The 16,706-nt window shown below is 71.2% G+C and carries 17 protein-coding genes; 10 read left to right on the forward strand and 7 right to left on the reverse strand.

Going from position 1 to position 16,706, the window contains the following annotated elements:
• Positions 1 to 73 precede the first annotated feature (73 nt).
• Positions 74 to 1,570 (reverse strand): oligopeptide:H+ symporter, encoded by a 1,497-nt coding sequence (locus tag ACWD1Z_RS32310; protein WP_451123606.1) that lies wholly within the window; start codon positions 1,568 to 1,570, stop codon positions 74 to 76.
• 486 nt (positions 1,571 to 2,056) lie between these two features.
• On the opposite strand from ACWD1Z_RS32310, the gene ACWD1Z_RS32315 reads away from it, so the two are divergent.
• Both ACWD1Z_RS32315 and ACWD1Z_RS32320 read left to right on the forward strand, forming a co-directional pair.
• Positions 2,057 to 2,734: a response regulator transcription factor gene (locus tag ACWD1Z_RS32315; protein ID WP_389418380.1), complete on the forward strand. Its 678-nt coding sequence runs from the start codon at positions 2,057 to 2,059 to the stop codon at positions 2,732 to 2,734.
• Positions 2,735 to 2,784: 50 nt separating this feature from the next.
• On the forward strand, positions 2,785 to 4,053 hold the full coding sequence (locus ACWD1Z_RS32320; protein ID WP_451123608.1) for an ATP-binding protein: 1,269 nt from the start codon (positions 2,785 to 2,787) through the stop codon (positions 4,051 to 4,053).
• Positions 4,054 to 4,057: 4 nt separating this feature from the next.
• On the opposite strand, the gene ACWD1Z_RS32325 is transcribed toward ACWD1Z_RS32320, so the two are convergent.
• Entirely contained in the window at positions 4,058 to 4,594 is a 537-nt protein-coding gene (locus ACWD1Z_RS32325; protein WP_451123610.1) for a GtrA family protein, read from the reverse strand.
• A 128-nt stretch (positions 4,595 to 4,722) separates the two neighbouring features.
• On the opposite strand from ACWD1Z_RS32325, the gene ACWD1Z_RS32330 reads away from it, so the two are divergent.
• The 3 genes from ACWD1Z_RS32330 to ACWD1Z_RS32340 are packed head-to-tail and all read left to right on the forward strand — an operon-like array spanning position 4,723 to position 7,564.
• Positions 4,723 to 5,862: a 5-(carboxyamino)imidazole ribonucleotide synthase gene (locus ACWD1Z_RS32330; RefSeq protein ID WP_451123612.1), complete on the forward strand. Its 1,140-nt coding sequence runs from the start codon at positions 4,723 to 4,725 to the stop codon at positions 5,860 to 5,862.
• Positions 5,859 to 6,380: a 5-(carboxyamino)imidazole ribonucleotide mutase gene (gene purE, locus ACWD1Z_RS32335; RefSeq protein ID WP_451123614.1), complete on the forward strand. Its 522-nt coding sequence runs from the start codon at positions 5,859 to 5,861 to the stop codon at positions 6,378 to 6,380. The genes ACWD1Z_RS32330 and purE overlap by 4 nt, the downstream gene beginning before the upstream one ends.
• Positions 6,377 to 7,564 carry a dipeptidase gene (locus ACWD1Z_RS32340; protein WP_451123616.1) on the forward strand — a complete coding sequence of 396 codons (1,188 nt, stop codon included), beginning with the start codon at positions 6,377 to 6,379 and terminating at the stop codon, positions 7,562 to 7,564. Before purE ends, ACWD1Z_RS32340 begins: the two co-directional genes overlap by 4 nt.
• Here the strand turns inward: ACWD1Z_RS32340 and ACWD1Z_RS32345 are convergent.
• Positions 7,513 to 8,625: an oxidoreductase gene (locus tag ACWD1Z_RS32345; protein ID WP_451123618.1), complete on the reverse strand. Its 1,113-nt coding sequence runs from the start codon at positions 8,623 to 8,625 to the stop codon at positions 7,513 to 7,515. The two genes, ACWD1Z_RS32340 and ACWD1Z_RS32345, sit on opposite strands and share 52 nt — an antisense overlap.
• A gap of 50 nt (positions 8,626 to 8,675) precedes the next feature.
• Between ACWD1Z_RS32345 and ACWD1Z_RS32350 the strand changes: the two genes are divergently transcribed.
• Together ACWD1Z_RS32350 and ACWD1Z_RS32355 are read left to right on the forward strand one after the other, a co-directional pair.
• The gene (locus ACWD1Z_RS32350; protein WP_451123620.1) at positions 8,676 to 9,062 is read left to right on the forward strand and encodes a MerR family transcriptional regulator; all 387 of its coding nucleotides are present in this window, start codon (positions 8,676 to 8,678) and stop codon (positions 9,060 to 9,062) included.
• 198 nt (positions 9,063 to 9,260) lie between these two features.
• A complete protein-coding gene (locus ACWD1Z_RS32355; RefSeq protein ID WP_451123622.1) occupies positions 9,261 to 10,385 on the forward strand; it encodes a dipeptidase in 1,125 nt (374 codons plus the stop codon).
• Here the strand turns inward: ACWD1Z_RS32355 and ACWD1Z_RS32360 are convergent, their stop codons facing one another.
• Both ACWD1Z_RS32360 and ACWD1Z_RS32365 read right to left on the reverse strand, forming a co-directional pair.
• Positions 10,386 to 10,781 (reverse strand): VOC family protein, encoded by a 396-nt coding sequence (locus ACWD1Z_RS32360; RefSeq protein ID WP_451123624.1) that lies wholly within the window; start codon positions 10,779 to 10,781, stop codon positions 10,386 to 10,388.
• A 34-nt stretch (positions 10,782 to 10,815) separates the two neighbouring features.
• Positions 10,816 to 11,178 carry a VOC family protein gene (locus ACWD1Z_RS32365; protein WP_451123626.1) on the reverse strand — a complete coding sequence of 121 codons (363 nt, stop codon included), beginning with the start codon at positions 11,176 to 11,178 and terminating at the stop codon, positions 10,816 to 10,818.
• Positions 11,179 to 11,270: 92 nt separating this feature from the next.
• Between ACWD1Z_RS32365 and ACWD1Z_RS32370 the strand changes: the two genes are divergently transcribed.
• Entirely contained in the window at positions 11,271 to 11,771 is a 501-nt protein-coding gene (locus tag ACWD1Z_RS32370; RefSeq protein WP_451123628.1) for a CGNR zinc finger domain-containing protein, read from the forward strand.
• Between the two features lie 149 nt (positions 11,772 to 11,920).
• Here the strand turns inward: ACWD1Z_RS32370 and ACWD1Z_RS32375 are convergent, their stop codons facing one another.
• The gene (locus ACWD1Z_RS32375; protein WP_451123630.1) at positions 11,921 to 13,264 is read right to left on the reverse strand and encodes a UDP-glucose dehydrogenase family protein; all 1,344 of its coding nucleotides are present in this window, start codon (positions 13,262 to 13,264) and stop codon (positions 11,921 to 11,923) included.
• Between the two features lie 190 nt (positions 13,265 to 13,454).
• Here ACWD1Z_RS32375 and ACWD1Z_RS32380 point away from each other — a divergent pair, with 190 nt between their 5' ends.
• Positions 13,455 to 14,612 carry an acyl-CoA dehydrogenase family protein gene (locus tag ACWD1Z_RS32380; protein ID WP_451123632.1) on the forward strand — a complete coding sequence of 386 codons (1,158 nt, stop codon included), beginning with the start codon at positions 13,455 to 13,457 and terminating at the stop codon, positions 14,610 to 14,612.
• A 64-nt stretch (positions 14,613 to 14,676) separates the two neighbouring features.
• On the opposite strand, the gene ACWD1Z_RS32385 is transcribed toward ACWD1Z_RS32380, so the two are convergent.
• Positions 14,677 to 15,951 carry an LCP family glycopolymer transferase gene (locus tag ACWD1Z_RS32385; RefSeq protein WP_451123634.1) on the reverse strand — a complete coding sequence of 425 codons (1,275 nt, stop codon included), beginning with the start codon at positions 15,949 to 15,951 and terminating at the stop codon, positions 14,677 to 14,679.
• Between the two features lie 119 nt (positions 15,952 to 16,070).
• Between ACWD1Z_RS32385 and ACWD1Z_RS32390 the strand changes: the two genes are divergently transcribed.
• Positions 16,071 to 16,628, forward strand: a complete 558-nt coding sequence (locus ACWD1Z_RS32390; RefSeq protein WP_451123636.1) for an acyl-CoA thioesterase — start codon at positions 16,071 to 16,073, stop codon at positions 16,626 to 16,628.
• The last annotated feature ends 78 nt before the right edge of the window (positions 16,629 to 16,706 follow it).

Below are 16,706 nucleotides of genomic sequence, written 5' to 3' on the forward strand. Positions count from 1 at the left end.
ATTTGGGGGCCATAACCTGGGGGCGGGTCGCCCCCCGCGGGGCCCCCCGCGGCCCCGAGCGCCGCGGGCACCGTCAGTGCACGCCGCCCATGAGCTCCTTGACCCTCTTGCGGTACATCCACACCGCCGCACCGGCGGCGACCGCGAGGGTGGCCTCCAGGGCGACGACGCCCGTCTTGTTCAGGTCGACCCCTGCGATGGACAGCAGCCCCGTCGTGGCGTCACCGGCGGTGACCGCGAGGAACCACACGCCCATCATCTGCGAGGCGTACTTCGCCGGCGCCATCTTCGTCGTCACCGACAGACCCACCGGGGACAGCAGCAGCTCACCGACGGTCTGCACGAAGTAGATCGCCACCAGCCACATCGCGGCCGCCTTGTGACCGCCCTCGGCGATCGACAGCGGGGCGAGGAACAGGAAGAAGGACGCGCCGACCAGGACCAGACCCGAGGCGAACTTCACGACCGTGCTCGGCTCCTTGCCGCGCCGGTTCAGCGCGAGCCAGAACCAGGCGAAGACCGGCGCCAGGGCCATGATCAGGACCGGGTTGACCGACTGGTACCAGGAGACCGGGAACTCCCAGCCCAGCACGCTGTTCTCGGCCGACTTCTTGGCGAAGATCGACAGGGTCGAGCCGCCCTGGTCGTAGATCATCCAGAAGACGGCCGCGGCGACGAAGAACCAGATGTACGCGGACATCGACTTCTGCTCGGTGCGGTCCAGGTCCTTGTCGCGCTTTATGCGGACCAGGACCATCGTCGGGATGATCACGCCGAGGAGGGTCAGCGGGACCAGGATCCAGTTCAGCGTGTAGCTGCCGGAGAAGCCGACGACGGCGTAGAAGACCACGGCGATACCGGCCCAGACGGCGGCCTTGCGCAGCGTGCTGGACTTCTCCGCGGCGGACAGCGGCGTCGGGACGACGCTGGAGCGCTCCGCCAGGTGGCGGCTGCCGATCAGGAACTGGGCGAGGCCGAGCGCCATGCCGAGCGCGGCGAGCGCGAAGCCCAGGTGCCAGTTCACGCTCTCGCCGATGGTGCCGATGATCAGCGGCGCGGCGAAGGCACCCAGGTTGATGCCCATGTAGAACACGGTGAAGCCACCGTCGCGGCGCGGGTCGTCCGGGCCGTCGTAGAGGTGGCCGACCATCGTGGAGATGTTGGCCTTGAGCAGACCGGAGCCGATGGCGACCAGGCCCAGACCGGCGAAGAAGGTGCCGGAGGAGGGCAGGGCCAGCGTGAGGTGGCCCAGCATGATCACCGCGCCGGCGACCGCGACGGTCTTGCGCGGACCCCAGACCCGGTCGCCGAACCAGCCGCCGGGCATGGCGAGCAGGTACACGAGCGACACGTACACGGAGTAGATCGCGGTGGCGGTGGCCGCGTCGAGGTGGAGACCACCCGGCGCCACGAGGTACAGCGGGAGCAGAGCCCTCATGCCGTAGTAGGAGAACCGCTCCCACATCTCGGTCATGAAGAGAGTGGCCAGTCCGCGGGGGTGGCCGAAGAAGGTCTTCTCGGAACCGGGGGTGCCCGGGGTGACCGAGTCCTTCGTCAGGCTGGACGCCATGGTCGTTCCTTGCTGGTCGGGACGCGCGGGGAGAGCGTTGCGCGCCCGGTGGGGGGCGGCCGGCACCGGCGAGGCGGGCCGTCCACCCCACGCCCAGGGGAGTCCGCTCCGGGTCACGGAGCGAAGGACGCCGACCACCGGGATCCACGCCCCGTCCTTGGGGCCCGGCCACAGGTCATTCCTTTCGGGCTGGCGGAAACCAGCCCGCACACAGAAGAGACCCTCAGCGACGAATGCTCGCCCAAGGGCCCCGCGATGCTACAGGCGTTCAATCACCATACGTCAGGACACTGCCAGAAATGGAAGGACTTGAGACGCGGATCACAGGTGTCGACGGAACCGTGCACACCCTTTCGAAGGTCATCACCAGGATGACACCTCGGACCTACTGGTCCAGACCAAGGTAAGAGCCGGGTAGGCGCGAGGTGAGAATCACTCCTGACCATCACGCCCCGGCTCTTGTCATGGGCGGACTACCATCTGCTCATGACCCGTGTACTGCTCGCCGAGGACGACGCGTCCATCTCGGAGCCGCTGGCCCGCGCACTGCGCCGGGAAGGGTACGAGGTCGAGGTGCGTGAGGACGGACCCTCGGCGCTCGACGCCGGGATGCAGGGCGGTGTCGACCTGGTCGTGCTGGACCTCGGGCTGCCCGGCATGGACGGCCTGGAGGTGGCGCGCCGGCTGCGGGCCGAGGGCCACAGCGTCCCGATCCTCATCCTGACCGCGCGCGCCGACGAGGTGGACACGGTCGTCGGGCTCGACGCGGGCGCCGACGACTACGTCACCAAGCCCTTCCGCCTCGCCGAGCTGCTCGCCCGGGTCCGGGCGCTGCTGCGGCGCGGCGCCGCGGAGCCCCAGCAGCCGCCGGCCACCCACGGAGTGCGGATCGACGTCGAGTCGCACCGCGCCTGGATGGGCGAGGAGGAGCTCCAGCTCACGGCCAAGGAGTTCGACCTGCTGCGGGTCCTGGTCCGGGACGCGGGCCGGGTGGTCACGCGCGACCAGCTGATGCGCGAGGTCTGGGACACCACGTGGTGGTCGTCCACCAAGACGCTCGACATGCACATCTCCTGGCTGCGCAAGAAGCTCGGCGACGACGCGGCGAACCCCCGCTACATCGCGACCGTGCGGGGCGTGGGTTTCCGCTTCGAGAAGAGCTGAGCCCCGAGTGGTGAACCGAGCGCAGAACAGTGAGTAGGTAGTACGGGTCCATGCGCCGCCGTCTGATCCAGTCCACGCTCGCCGTGGTGCTCGTGGTGATCGCCGTGTTCGGGGTCTCCCTCGTCATCGTGGAGACCCGCACCATCAGCAGCACCGCCCAGGAGCGGGTGGACTCCGAGGCGGTGCGGCTCGCGTCCATCGTGGACAGCAGGCTCCTCGCGACCGGGGCGGTCACCGCGGACATGCTGCGCGACCAGGTGCCGAAGGACCGCTACGCCGTCATCCGGGTGCCCGGTGAGCGGCCCATCACGATCGGCACCAAGCCGGCCGGCGACATCATCAGCGCCACCCGCCTCGGCGAGGAGGGCGAGACGGTCACCGTCGGGGAGCCCCGCTCGGCCGTCACCAAGGAGGTCGGGCGGACGCTGCTGATCATCGGCGCGGTGGCGCTGCTGGCGGTCATCGCGGCGGTGCTGCTCGCGCTGCGCCAGGCCAACCGCCTCGCGTCCCCGCTGACCGACCTCGCCGAGACCGCCGAACGCCTCGGCTCCGGCGACCCGCGGCCCCGGCACAAGCGCTACGGCGTCCAGGAGCTGGACCGGGTGGCGGACGTGCTGGACGCGAGCGCCGAGCGGATCGCGCGCATGCTGACCGCGGAACGCCGGCTCGCCGCGGACGCCTCGCACCAGCTGCGCACCCCCCTGACGGCCCTGTCGATGCGGCTGGAGGAGATCACCCTCACCGACGACCCGGAGACGGTGAAGGAGGAGGCCATGATCGCGCTGACCCAGGTGGAACGCCTGACGGACGTGGTCGAACGGCTCCTGACGAACTCCCGCGACCCGCGCACCGGCTCCGCCGTCACCTTCGATCTCGACGAGGTCATCCAGCAGCAGCTGGCGGAGTGGCGCCCGGCGTACCGCAGCGTGGGCCGGGCGATCGTGAGCTCGGGCAAGCAGCACCTGCACGCGGTCGGCACCCCGGGGGCGGTGGCCCAGGTGCTGGCGGCCCTGATCGAGAACTCCCTGATGCACGGGGGCGGCACGGTGGCCCTGCGCACCCGCGTCACCGGCAACCAGGCGGTCATCGAGGTGACGGACGAGGGCCCCGGCGTCCCCGCGGACCTCGGCGCCCGCATCTTCGAGCGCGCGATCAGCGGCCGCAACTCCACGGGCATCGGCCTGGCGGTGGCCAGGGACCTGGCGGAGGCGGACGGCGGCCGGCTGGAGATGCTGCAGGCGTCCCCGCCGGTCTTCGGCCTGTTCCTGTCGCGGAACCCGACCCAGCCGACGGGGGACGCCACACCCACGGTCCGCTAGGGCGTCACGGGCGGCGGCCCGCGGCCTGGGGGGCCCGGCCCTGGCGCGGGCCCGGCGGCGGGGTGGGCGCCGCCGCCTCCAGGAACGATTCCGCGCTCGCCACCGCTTCCCGGGCCGGCAGCGCGCGGAACACCCAGGTGCGGTACGACCAGAAGCGGAAGAGCGTCGCGATGCCGATGCCGACGAACTTGAAGATGTTGCTCTGCAGCGGGCTGTCCCAGTGGAAGCCGTAGGTGGCCACGAACAGGATGCCGTTCTCGATGACCAGGCCCACCCCGCTGAACAGCAGGAACAGGGTCATTTCCTTGGTGCGGCCGGTCTTGTCGCGGTCCCGGTAGGTGAAGTAGCGGAAGCCCACGTAGTTGAAGGCGATGGCCACCACCGTCGCGACGACACTGGCCCGCACGACCGGCAGGTCCGTCACATGCCGCACCAGGTTGAAGACCCCGAGGTTGACGAGCAGCCCCGCACCGCCCACGGCGCCGAACTTCACGGCCTCGTGCACATAGCGTCGTACCAGCTCGGAGGAACCACGTCCCATGGAGTGAAAGCCCCCGTCGGTCGGTTTCGTCAACCAAGCCATGCTAACCACCCCTCCGCGCGATTGCCTGCGGACCGGTACACAGGTGCGGAATCCGGCCGCCCCGGAGTGGCCGATACCCTAGGGGTGTGACGTTCCCGGTAGTCGGCATGGTCGGCGGGGGCCAGCTCGCTCGTATGACACACGAAGCAGGCATCCCGCTGGGCATCAGGTTCAAGCTCCTCAGTGACACCCCGCAGGATTCCGCGGCCCAGGTGGTGAGTGAAGTCGTCGTCGGCGACTATCGCGACCTGGACACGCTGCGTGACTTCGCGCGCGGGTGCGATGTGATCACCTTCGATCACGAACATGTACCCACCGAGCACCTCAGGGCGCTGGAGGCGGACGGCATCCCCGTGCGCCCAGGCCCCGACGCGCTGGTGCACGCCCAGGACAAGGGGGTGATGCGCGCGAAACTGGACGCGATCGGCGTGCCGTGCCCACGGCACCGCATCGTCGCGGACCCCCAGGACGTGGCGGCCTTCGCGGCGGAGGGCGACGGCTTCCCGGTGGTCCTGAAGACCGTCCGTGGTGGCTACGACGGCAAGGGCGTGTGGGTGGTCGACAGCGTGGCGGAGGCCGAGGCCCCCTTCAAGGCCGGCGTCCCCGTCCTCGCCGAGGAGAAGGTCGACTTCGTCCGCGAGCTCGCCGCCAACGTCGTACGGTCGCCGCACGGCCAGGCCGTGGCCTACCCGGTGGTGGAGTCGCGGCAGGTGGACGGCGTCTGCGACACCGTCATCGCGCCCGCTCCCGACCTCGACGAGAACCTCGCGCTCAAGGCCGAGGAGATGGCGCTGAGCATCGCCAAGGAACTGGACGTCGTCGGCCACCTCGCGGTCGAGCTGTTCCAGACCCGCGACGGCCGCATCCTCGTCAACGAACTCGCGATGCGCCCGCACAACTCCGGCCACTGGTCGATGGACGGCGCGATCACGTCCCAGTTCGCCAACCACGTCCGCGCGGTCCTCGACCTCCCCCTCGGCGACCCGCGCCCGCGTGCCCGCTGGACGGTGATGGTCAACGTCCTCGGCGGCGACTACCCGGACATGTACTCCGCGTATCTGCACTGCATGGCCCGCGACCCCCAGCTCAAGATCCACATGTACGGCAAGGACGTGAAGCCCGGCCGCAAGGTCGGCCACGTCAACACCTACGGCGACGACCTGGACGACGTGCTGGAGCGCGCCCGTCACGCTGCCGGCTATCTGAGAGGCACGATCACCGAATGAGCCCGGTTGTAGGCATCGTCATGGGGTCGGACAGCGACTGGCCGGTCATGGAGGCCGCCGCGCAGGCGCTCGCCGAGTTCGAGATCGCGTACGAGGTCGATGTCGTCTCCGCCCATCGCATGCCGCGCGAGATGGTCGCGTACGGCGAGCAGGCCGCCGACCGCGGCCTGAAGGTGATCATCGCCGGGGCCGGCGGCGCCGCCCATCTGCCCGGCATGCTCGCCTCCGTCACCCCGCTGCCGGTGATCGGCGTGCCGGTGCCGCTGAAGTACCTGGACGGCATGGACAGCCTGTTGTCCATCGTGCAGATGCCGGCCGGGGTCCCCGTCGCCACCGTCTCGGTGGCCGGTGCCCGCAACGCCGGTCTGCTCGCCGCCCGGATCCTCGCCGCCCACGACGAGGAACTGCTCGCCCGGATGCGGGAGTTCCAGCAGGAACTGAACGACCAGGCGACCGAGAAGGGCAAGCGCCTGCGCACCAAGGTCGAGGGGTCCAACGGCTTCGGTTTCGGGACGTGACGGCGGTGGGCTCCCTGGCGGCGGCCCGGGAACTGCTGCGGGAGTTCCCCGTGGTGGACGGGCACAACGACCTGCCCTGGGCGCTGCGCGAGCAGGTCCGCTACGACCTCGACGCCCGTGACATCGCCGCCGACCAGAGCGGCCGGCTCCACACCGACCTCGGCCGCCTGCGCGCGGGCGGGGTCGGGGCGCAGTACTGGTCGGTGTACGTCCGCTCGGACCTGCCGGACCCGGTCACCGCGACGCTGGAGCAGATCGACTGCGTACGGCGGCTGATCGACCGCTACCCGTCCGACCTGCGGGCCGCGCTGACCGCCGCCGACCTGGAGGCGGCGCGGCGGGAGGGCCGTATCGCCTCGCTGATGGGCGCGGAGGGCGGGCACTCCATCGCCAACTCCCTCGGCACCCTGCGCGGCCTGTACGCGCTCGGCGTGCGCTATCTGACGCTCACCCACAACGACAACGTGGACTGGGCGGACTCCGCGACCGACGAGCCGGGCGTCGGCGGCCTGTCGGCCTTCGGCCGCGAGGTCGTACGGGAGATGAACCGCGAGGGCATGCTCGTCGACCTCTCCCATGTGGCCGCCACGACGATGCGGGACGCGCTGGACGCCACCTCGGCGCCGGTGATCTTCTCGCACTCCTCGGCGCGGGCGGTGTGCGACCACCCCCGCAACATCCCGGACGACGTCCTGGAGCGGCTGCCCGCCAACGGCGGGGTGGCCATGGTCACGTTCGTGCCGAAGTTCGTGCTCCAGGCGGCGGTCGACTGGACGGCCGCGGCGGACGAGAACCTGCGCGAGCACGGCTTCCACCACCTCTCCGGCACCGCCGAGGCGATGCAGGTGCACCGCGCCTTCGAGGAGCGCCATCCGCGTCCCGTCGCCACGGTCGCGACGGTGGCGGACCACCTCGACCACATGCGCGAGGTCGCGGGCATCGACCACGTCGGCATCGGCGGCGACTACGACGGCACGGCCTTCACCCCGGACGGCCTGAGCGATGTCTCCGGCTACCCGAACCTGATCGCGGAGCTGATCGACCGCGGCTGGTCCACCGCCGACCTGGCCAAGCTGACCTGGCGCAACTCCGTACGGGTGCTGGGCGCGGCCGAGGACGTGGCGCGGGAGCTTCAGACCACGCGCGCGCCCTCCCACGCCACCATCGAGGCGCTGGACGCCTGAGCGTCGAGGGCGGGGTAGTCGGTGTAGCCGGTCGCCCCGCCCACGTACATCAGGTACCGGTCGCGGATCTCGTTCAGCGGCGCCCCGAGCCGCAGCCGGGTCACCAGGTCCGGGTTGGCGAGGAAGGGGCGCCCGAGCGCGACCAGGTCGGCCCCGGCGTCCAGCAGCCACCGGGCGGAGGTGTCCACGGCCCGCGTGGTGAGCTCCGGCGGCACCGGGTTGGCGATGAGTGGGCCCGGCCAGGAGGCGCGGATCCGCCGGAAGACGGGCGCCTCGGGGTCGGCGTACACGAGGTGCAGGTAGGCCAGGCCGAGGGGGCGCAGGGCCGCGACGAGCGCCGGGTAGAGGCGCTCGGCGTCGCCCTCCTCGATGCCGTTGACGGTGCGGCCGGGGGAGAGGCGCACGCCCACCCGCTCCGGGCCGATCGCGGCCGCCACCGCCTCCACGACCTCCACCGTGAACCGGGTGCGGTCCTCGCCGTAGGCGTCCGTGCGGTGGTTGGTGTTGGCGGCGAGGAACTGGTGCAGCAGATAGCCGTCAGCGGCGTGCACCTCCACGCCCTCGAAGCCCGCCTCGATCGCCCGGCGGGCGGCGGCGGCGAAGTCGGCGACCGTGGCGCGGATGTCGCCGGCCGTCATCTCCCTCGGGACGACGGCCGGCCGGTGCCCGTCCGGGGTGAAGATCGTGTCCGGGAGCGGGACGGGGGAGGGCGCGAGCGGGGTGTGGCCGCTGGTCGCCGGGTGGCCGATCCGGCCGCCGTGCTGGATCTGCAGGAACATCGGCCCGCCGGCCTCCCGCACGGCGTCGGTGACGCGCCGCCAGCCCGCCACGTGCCCGGGGGTGTGGATCGCGGTGATGTTCGGGTACGTCCGGCCGACCGCGTTCGGGGTCGCGGCCCGGCGATGATCAGGCCGGCGGGGGCGCGCTGGGCGTAGTACTCGGCCATCAGGTCGGTCGGGGTGCCGTCGGCGGCGGCCCGGTTGCGGGTCATGGGGCGCCATCACCAGACGGTTGGCGAGGGGGAGTCGGCCAAGGGCCGCGGGTTCCAGGAAGTTCGTCATGCCCGTACCGTAGAACCTGACGTCCATGTCAGGTTCAAGGTGAGGTGAGCATGCGGATCGGTGAACTGGCCCGGCGCACCGGGGTGAGCGAGCGGTCGTTGCGCTATTACGAGACCCAGGGGCTGCTGCGGGCCGACCGCACACCCGGCGGGCACCGCGACTATCCGGAGGCGGCGGTCGACCGGGTCATCCGGATCCAGGAGCTGTTCGCGGCCGGCCTGCACAGCAGCCGGATCGCCCAGCTGCTGCCCTGCATGCGCGACACCGACGGCGGCCCCTCGGCCGTGGCCACGCCCAAGCTGGTGCACGACCTGACGGAGGAGCGGGAGCGGATCGACCGGATGATCGCGGACCTGGTGCGTTCCCGGGAGACGCTGGACGAGGTGATCGCGGCTGCGCGGGGGGTTGAGGCGGAGGACTCCGTCCGGGTGGGGTGAGTGGCGGCGGGTCGGGTCGGTGTCGCTGAAGCGGCGGATTCGAAGGCGTGGGTCGGTGTCGCTGAAGCGGCGGAATCGAAGGCGCGGGTCGGGGTCGCTGGACCGGCGGACCCCCGAACGCCCCGTTCACCAGGAAGGGGTCCGTGCCGCGTGCGACGGTGGCCGTACAGCGATCGCCTCGCACGTACGGAGCCCGCCATGGCCGATCTCCAGGACGACCTGCACACCGCCGCCGAGGCAGGCGCGCTCGACGATCTGCCGCTGGCCGACCCCTTCCCGGACGAGCCGCCCCTCCCGCTCGACGACGATCCGGACGCCGGGCCCCTGGAGCGTGCCCACGCCCTGCTCGCCGCGCACCCCGTCGCCGACGGCTACAGCGGGCTGCCCTGGGCGCTGCGCCATCTGCCCTGGTACGACCTGGAGGTCGGCGAGAGCGCCGTCGACACCGATGTGCCGCGGCTGCGGCAGGGCCATGTCGCGGCGCTGTTCTGCTCGCTGCACCTCCCGGAGGGGCTGGCCGCGGACCGGGCCGTCGCCGCCACCCTGGAGCAGCTGGACCTGGTCCGCACGGTGATCGCCGCCCACCCCGAAGGGCTACGGCTCGCCCGCACCGCCGGCCAGGTCATCGACGCCCACAACTGCGGACGCGCGGCGGTGCTGCTCGGCCCCGCCACGGCCGCCGCGCTCGACGACTCGCTGGCCATCCTGCGGGTGCTGCACAGCCTGGGGCTGCGCGTGCTCACGCTGACCGGCACATCCTGGGCCAGCGACGCCGGGCTGACGCGCTTCGGCGAGGAAGTGATCCGCGAGATGAACCGGCTCGGTGTCCTTGCCGACCTCTCCGGCGCCTCCGAGGAGACCATCCACCGCGTGCTGGCCTCCTCCAAGGCGCCGGTGCTGTGCACCCGCTCCGCCGCCCGCGCACTGCGTCCGCACCCGGCCAACCTCCCCGACGACCTGCTCACGGAGCTGGGCGCCGCGAAGGGGCTGTGCATGGTGCCGCTGACCGCCGAGCAGACCGGCCCCTCGGTCCGGGACGTCGCCGACCACCTCGACCATGTCCGCGCGGTCGCGGGCCCGGAGTGCGTGGGCCTGTCCGGCACGTACGACGCCGGCACCGCCCATCCGCAGGACCTCGCCGACGCCTCCTGCTACCCGAACCTCGTCGCCGAGCTGCTCCGCAGAGGCTGGACGGAAACCGACCTGGCCCTGCTGACCTGGGGCAACGTCCAGCGCGTCCTGCGCACCGCCGACTCCGCCGCCCGATCGGCCCAGCAGCGCCGCGACCCGTCGACGGCACAGATCGCGGAACTGGACGCCTAGCTACTGCCCCGCCGGGATCCGGCACAGGCAGAACGGATGCCCGGCCGGGTCGGCGTACACCCGGAAGTCCTTCTTCTCGAAGTCCTCCCGGTCCAGCACCCGCGCGCCCAGCGCCAGCACCGTCTCCTCGGCCGCGTCCACCTCCTCCCAGGTGCTCCCGGCGTCGAAGTCGACGTGGAACTGCTGGGAGTTGCCGTCGGCCCGCGGCCAATCCGGCGGGGTGTGGCCGAGCGCCCGCTGGAAGGCGAGCCGGGGCCCGCCCGGCACCTGGAGGACGACCCAGTCGTCGTCCTCCGCCCGGGGCGTGCCGCCGCCGATCCGGGCATAGAAGTCCGCGAGCGTGTGCGGGTCGGGACAGTCGATGACGACGGAACGGAAACGTGCCACGGGTGTCACGGGAGGCCCTCCTGTCTCAGCGGACGCGCAGATGTCATCCGGCGCAGAGGCAGAACGGGTGCCCCGCAGGATCCGCGTAAACCCGGAAGGTCCGGCTGCGGTCCTCCGCGTCCAGCGGCTTGGCGCCGAGTTCCAGGACGCCCTTCTCGGCGGTGTCCAGGTCCGCCACCTTGAGGTCGAGATGGAACTGCTGGGAGTTCAGGTCGGCGCGCGGCCACTGCGGCGGTACGAAGCCGGGGGCGGCCTGGAAGGCGAGCTGCCGCCCGCCGGGCAGCTTGAGGTCCACCCACTCGCCCTGCTCCTCGATGGTGCCGCCGAGGACACCGGCGTAGAACTCGGCGAGGGCGTGCGGGTCGGGACAGTCCAGGACGACGACGTCCAGGGTGGCGAGAGCCATGACTTCCTCCGCGATCTCGTGGTTACTGGCAAAGGCGCGTATGCGGTAACGCCGTTACTGCATGCTGTCCCATTGGAGGTAACGTCGCAACCATGAATACGCGCTCCCCCGCCCCCGGAGGTCTGGAACTGGTCCAGGCCCTGGTCAACACGCTGGACCTGGAGTCGGGGGCCGACGCGCTGGACACCCCGGAGGGCCGGGCGCCCCTGGGGCTGCGGGAGGACGAGGTGCCGGCCGCCCGGGAGCTGCGCGAGTCACTGCGGGCGACCCTCCTGGCCCACGCCGGGCACCCCCCGCACCGCGCGGTGACCCCCCTGACGGACCTGCTCTCCCGGGCCCCGCTCCGGCTGACGGTGGACGCCGGCGACGGCTCGGCCACCCTCACGCCCCCGGACGCCCACTCCCTGGTCTCCCGGGTCGCCGCGGCCGTGGCCCAGTCCCTGGTGGCGGGCACCTGGACCCGCCTGAAGGCGTGCGAGGCCGCCGACTGCCACTGGGCGTACTACGACCGCAGCCCCGCGGGACGCGGCCGCTGGTGCTCGATGCAGGTGTGCGGGGCACGGGCGAAGATGCGCCGGTACCGCGCCAAGTAGCGTGACAGGAGAGCCCGTTGAGCACTCCTGGGCCCCGGGCCCTCAGGTGCGGCAGAATGCGGACAGACGCCGTTTCGGCCGACTGAGCCTCGGCCGAAGCGGCGTCGCCCGATTCCCGGCGTGTGCGCGTCCGCCCCCTAGGACCGCGCCTAGGCGGTCGGGCGGCCCATCGCCCGGTAGGTCCAGCCGGCCGCCCGCCACACCGTCGGGTCCAGGGCGTTGCGGCCGTCCAGGATGACCCGGGCCGCCGCCACCTCGCCCAGCGCCGCCGGATCCAGCTCGCGGAACTCGCGCCACTCCGTCAGATGCAGCACGACATCGGCGCCGCGCACCGCCTCCACCGCGGAGTCGGCGTAGCCGAGGGTCGGGAAGAGGCTGCGGGCGTTGGTCATGCCCTTGGGGTCGTAGACCGTGACCTGGCCGCCCTGGAGGTGGATCTGCCCCGCCACGTTGAGCGCGGGCGAGTCCCGTACGTCGTCGGAGTCCGGCTTGAAGGTCGCACCGAGCACCGCGACCCGCTTGCCGAGGAAGGACCCGCCGCCCAGCACCTGCCGGGTCAGGTCCACCATCTGGCCGCGCTGGCGCATGTTGATCGAGTCGATCTCGCGCAGGAAGGTCAGCGCCTGGTCGGCGCCCAGCTCCCCGGCGCGCGCCATGAACGCCCGGATGTCCTTCGGCAGACAGCCGCCGCCGAAGCCGATCCCGGCCCGCAGGAACTTCCTGCCGATCCGGTCGTCGTGCCCGATGGCCTCGGCCAGCTTGGCGACATCGCCGCCGGACGCCTCGCACATCTCGGCCATCGCGTTGATGAAGGAGATCTTCGTGGCGAGGAAGGAGTTCGCCGAGGTCTTCACCAGCTCGGCGGTGGGGAAGTCGGTGACGACGAAGGGGGAGCCGCCGGCGACCGGCGTCGCGTACACCTCGCGCAGCAGCTTCTCGGCCCGCTCGCTGCGCACGCCGACCACGATCCGGTCCGGGTGCAGGGTGTCGCTGACGGCGAAGCCCTCGCGCAGGAACTCCGGGTTCCAGGCCAGCTCGGCGTCCGGACCGGCCGGCGCGTGCTCGGCGAGGTAGGCGGCGAGCCGGTCCGCGGAACCGACCGGCACCGTCGACTTGCCGACGACCAGCGCAGCGCCCTTGAGGTGCGGGGCGAGCGAGGCGAAGGCGGCGTCGACGTAACTCATGTCGCACGCGTACTCGCCGTGCCGCTGCGGAGTGTTCACACAGACGAAGTGCACATCGCCGAACGCGCCGATCTCGGCCCAGTCCATGGTGAACCGCAGCCGCCCGCTGGAGCCCTCGATGCCGGCCACGTGCTTGCGCAGCAGCTCCTCCAGGCCCGGCTCGAACATCGGGACCTCGCCGCGCTGGAGCTTCTCGATCTTCTCGGGCACGACATCGAGACCCAGGACCTCGAAACCGAGCTCGGCCATGGCTGCGGCGTGGGTGGCGCCCAGGTAGCCGGTGCCGATCACGGTGATCTTGAGGGCCATGGGGACTCCCTTGACTGGTACGGCGGCGGTGCGCGCCCGAGCATAGTCGGGGCGTGGGACCTCTCCCCACCGGGCACTTTTCCCCCTGTCGCCAAGCTCACGTAACACCCGCGAGGGCGGACCTCTAAAATTGGGGTTACTTAACGGTAATTAGCGCCAGCATCACAGCGTCTTTGGAGCGTGAGAGACCTTGGCCGGATCGGCTGACTTCGACCTGTACCGCCCGTCCGAGGAGCACGACATGCTCCGCGACGCCATCCGCTCCCTGGCCGAGGCGAAGATCTCGCCGTACGCCGCCGCGGTGGACGAGGAAGCCCGCTTCCCGCAGGAGGCCCACGACGCGCTCGTCGCGAACGACCTGCACGCCGTGCACGTGCCCGAGGAGTACGGCGGTGCCGGCGCCGACGCGCTCGCCACGGTCATCGTGATCGAGGAGGTGGCCCGCGTCTGCGCGTCCTCCTCGCTGATCCCGGCGGTGAACAAGCTGGGCTCGCTCCCGGTGATCCTCTCCGGCTCCGAGGACCTGAAGAAGAAGTACATGGCGCCGCTCGCCAAGGGCGAGGGCATGTTCTCGTACTGCCTCTCCGAGCCGGACGCCGGATCCGACGCGGCCGGCATGAAGACCAAGGCGGTCCGCGACGGCGACAGCTACGTCCTCAACGGCGTCAAGCGCTGGATCACCAACGCCGGCGTCTCCGAGTTCTACACGGTGATGGCGGTGACCGACCCGGCGAAGCGCTCCAAGGGCATCAGTGCCTTCGTCGTCGAGAAGTCGGACGAGGGCGTCTCCTTCGGCGCCCCGGAGAAGAAGCTCGGCATCAAGGGCTCCCCGACCCGCGAGGTCTACCTCGACAACGTCCGCATCCCCGCCGACCGCATGATCGGCGAGGAGGGCACGGGCTTCGCGACCGCGATGAAGACCCTGGACCACACCCGCATCACGATCGCCGCGCAGGCCCTCGGCATCGCCCAGGGCGCCCTCGACTACGCCAAGGGCTACGTCCAGGAGCGCAAGCAGTTCGGCAAGCCGATCGCCGACTTCCAGGGCATCCAGTTCATGCTCGCCGACATGGCCATGAAGATCTCGGCCGCCCGCGCCCTGACCTACCAGGCCGCCGCCGCCTCCGAGCGCGGCGACGCCGACCTCACCTACCTGGGCGCGGCCGCCAAGTGCTTCGCCTCGGACGTGGCGATGGAGGTCAGCACCGACGCCGTCCAGCTCCTCGGCGGCTACGGCTACACCCGGGACTACCCGGTCGAGCGCATGATGCGCGACGCCAAGATCACTCAGATTTATGAGGGTACGAATCAGGTCCAGCGCATCGTCATGGCGCGCAACCTGCCGTAGGTCCAAGGCGGTCGGCCCCCGGTGCGCGTGAGCCGCCGGGGGCCTCGCTGTGCGAGCGGTGGTCTCAGTTCCCGGAGACGGTGACCTTCTCGTCGTTGTTCAACTGCTCCACCAGGGTCTTCACCTTCGCCTTGTCCCAGACGAGGTTGCCGTTCGAGGAGCCGGAGATCGGCATGTTCATGGACGTGCCCTCGCCGCCGGTGACGCCCTTCATCGCCCAGAACATCGACGCCAGGTCGAACAGGCCCATGTCCTTGTCGACGATCAGGGTGTCCAGACCGGCGCTCATCGTCGGGTACAGCTTGAAGGGGTTCAGCACGGTGCCCGGGGTCGCGGCCTGGTTGGCGAGGGCCGCGAGGAACTTCTGCTGGTTCTTGGTGCGGTCCAGGTCGGAGCCGGCCAGCGCGTACCGGGTGCGGACGAAGGCGAGCGCCTCCTCGCCGTTCAGGGTCTGCTTGCCCTCCTCCAGGTCGGCCCCGGACTTGGAGTCCTTGATGCCGCCCTTGGGGATGTCCATCTCCACGCCGCCGACCGCGTCCACGATGTTGGCGAAGCCCGCGAAGCCGATCTCGACGTAGTGGTCGATGTGCAGGCCGGTGTTGAACTCCACCGTCCGCACCAGCAGTTCGGGGCCGTCCTCCGCGTAGGCGGCGTTCAGCTTCACGTGCCGGCCCGTGCCGGGGTAGGTCTTGCCGGACTCCGAGCCGACGAAGGAGGGGATCTCCACGTCCGAGTCACGCGGGAGCGAGATCAGCGTCGCGCCGTTGCTGCCGGTGTGCAGGATCATCATCGAGTCCGTGCGCTTGCCCTCGGCGGACCCGGTGTGCAGCTTCTTCTTCTCCTCGGCGGACATGCCCGCGCGGCTGTCGGAGCCGACGATCAGGTAGTTCGTGCCCTCGCCCGCCTCCGGCCGGTCGATGACCTTGGACAGGTCGACCTCGCGGTTGAGCTTGGAGTCGGCCCAGAAGTAGGTGCCGACGGTGGTGACCACGAGCACGGTGACGACGGTGATCGCGGTCCACTTGAACCGGCGCCGCCAGTCCGGCGCATCGCGCGGCTCGCGCATACCGGGGCCCCCGGGCCCGCTCGGGGGCGAGCCGTAGACCTGTCCGGTGTTGTAGCCGCTGTCGTAGCCGTCATGGCCCTGGCCGTCGACGTACGACGGCTGGGACGGAACGCCGTACGGCGGTGCCGCCTGGCTCCCGCCGGACGGTGCCGCCGAGCCGCGGCGGACCTGTCGCATGACGCGCGCGCCGTCCGGCCGTGCGCTTGCACTGCCGTGTCCGTAGCCGCCGCTGCCGCGGTTGTCGTCGGACCATCCCTCGGGCCAGTTGTTCATGCGCCCCAGTGTGCAGGGAACGGCTGTGTGACTTACAAGGGTCGGTGGAAAATAGGGGCCCGGCTGTTGCGAACCCAACACAAAGTCCGCGTTCTGCCGCTCGGCATAAGGTGGAGGCCATGACAGACCAGGTCTCCACCGCGGAAACGGACGCTCCGGATATCCCGGGCAAGCCGACGTCCGCGTCGCGCACCACGCTGAGCCACATCATGACCCACAGCGACACCAACCTCCTGGGCACCGTGCACGGCGGGGTGATCATGAAGCTGGTCGACGACGCCGCGGGCGCCGTCGCCGGCCGGCACAGCGGAGGGCCCGCGGTGACGGCGTCCATGGACGAGATGGCGTTCCTGGAGCCGGTCCGGGTGGGCGACCTGGTCCATGTGAAGGCGCAGGTCAACTGGACGGGCAAGACGTCGATGGAAGTGGGCGTACGGGTCCTGGCGGAGCGCTGGAACGAATCCGCCCCGCCCACCCAGGTCGGCTCGGCGTACCTGGTCTTCGCGGCGGTGGACGCCGACGGCAAGCCGCGCCGGGTTCCCCCGGTGGTCCCGGAATCGGAGCGGGACAAGCGCCGCTACCAGGAGGCCCAGATCCGCCGGACCCACCGCCTGGCCCGGCGCAGGGCCATCCTGGACCTCCGCGAGAAGCGCGCGGCCGAGGGCATCGAGGACTGACGCCCTCGCCTCCGCGGCGGCGGACATCGCGGACTGACCTCTTCGCCTCCGTGGCGGCGGGCATCGGGCCTGACGTTC

The organism is Streptomyces sp. NPDC002784 (genome assembly GCF_053592135.1).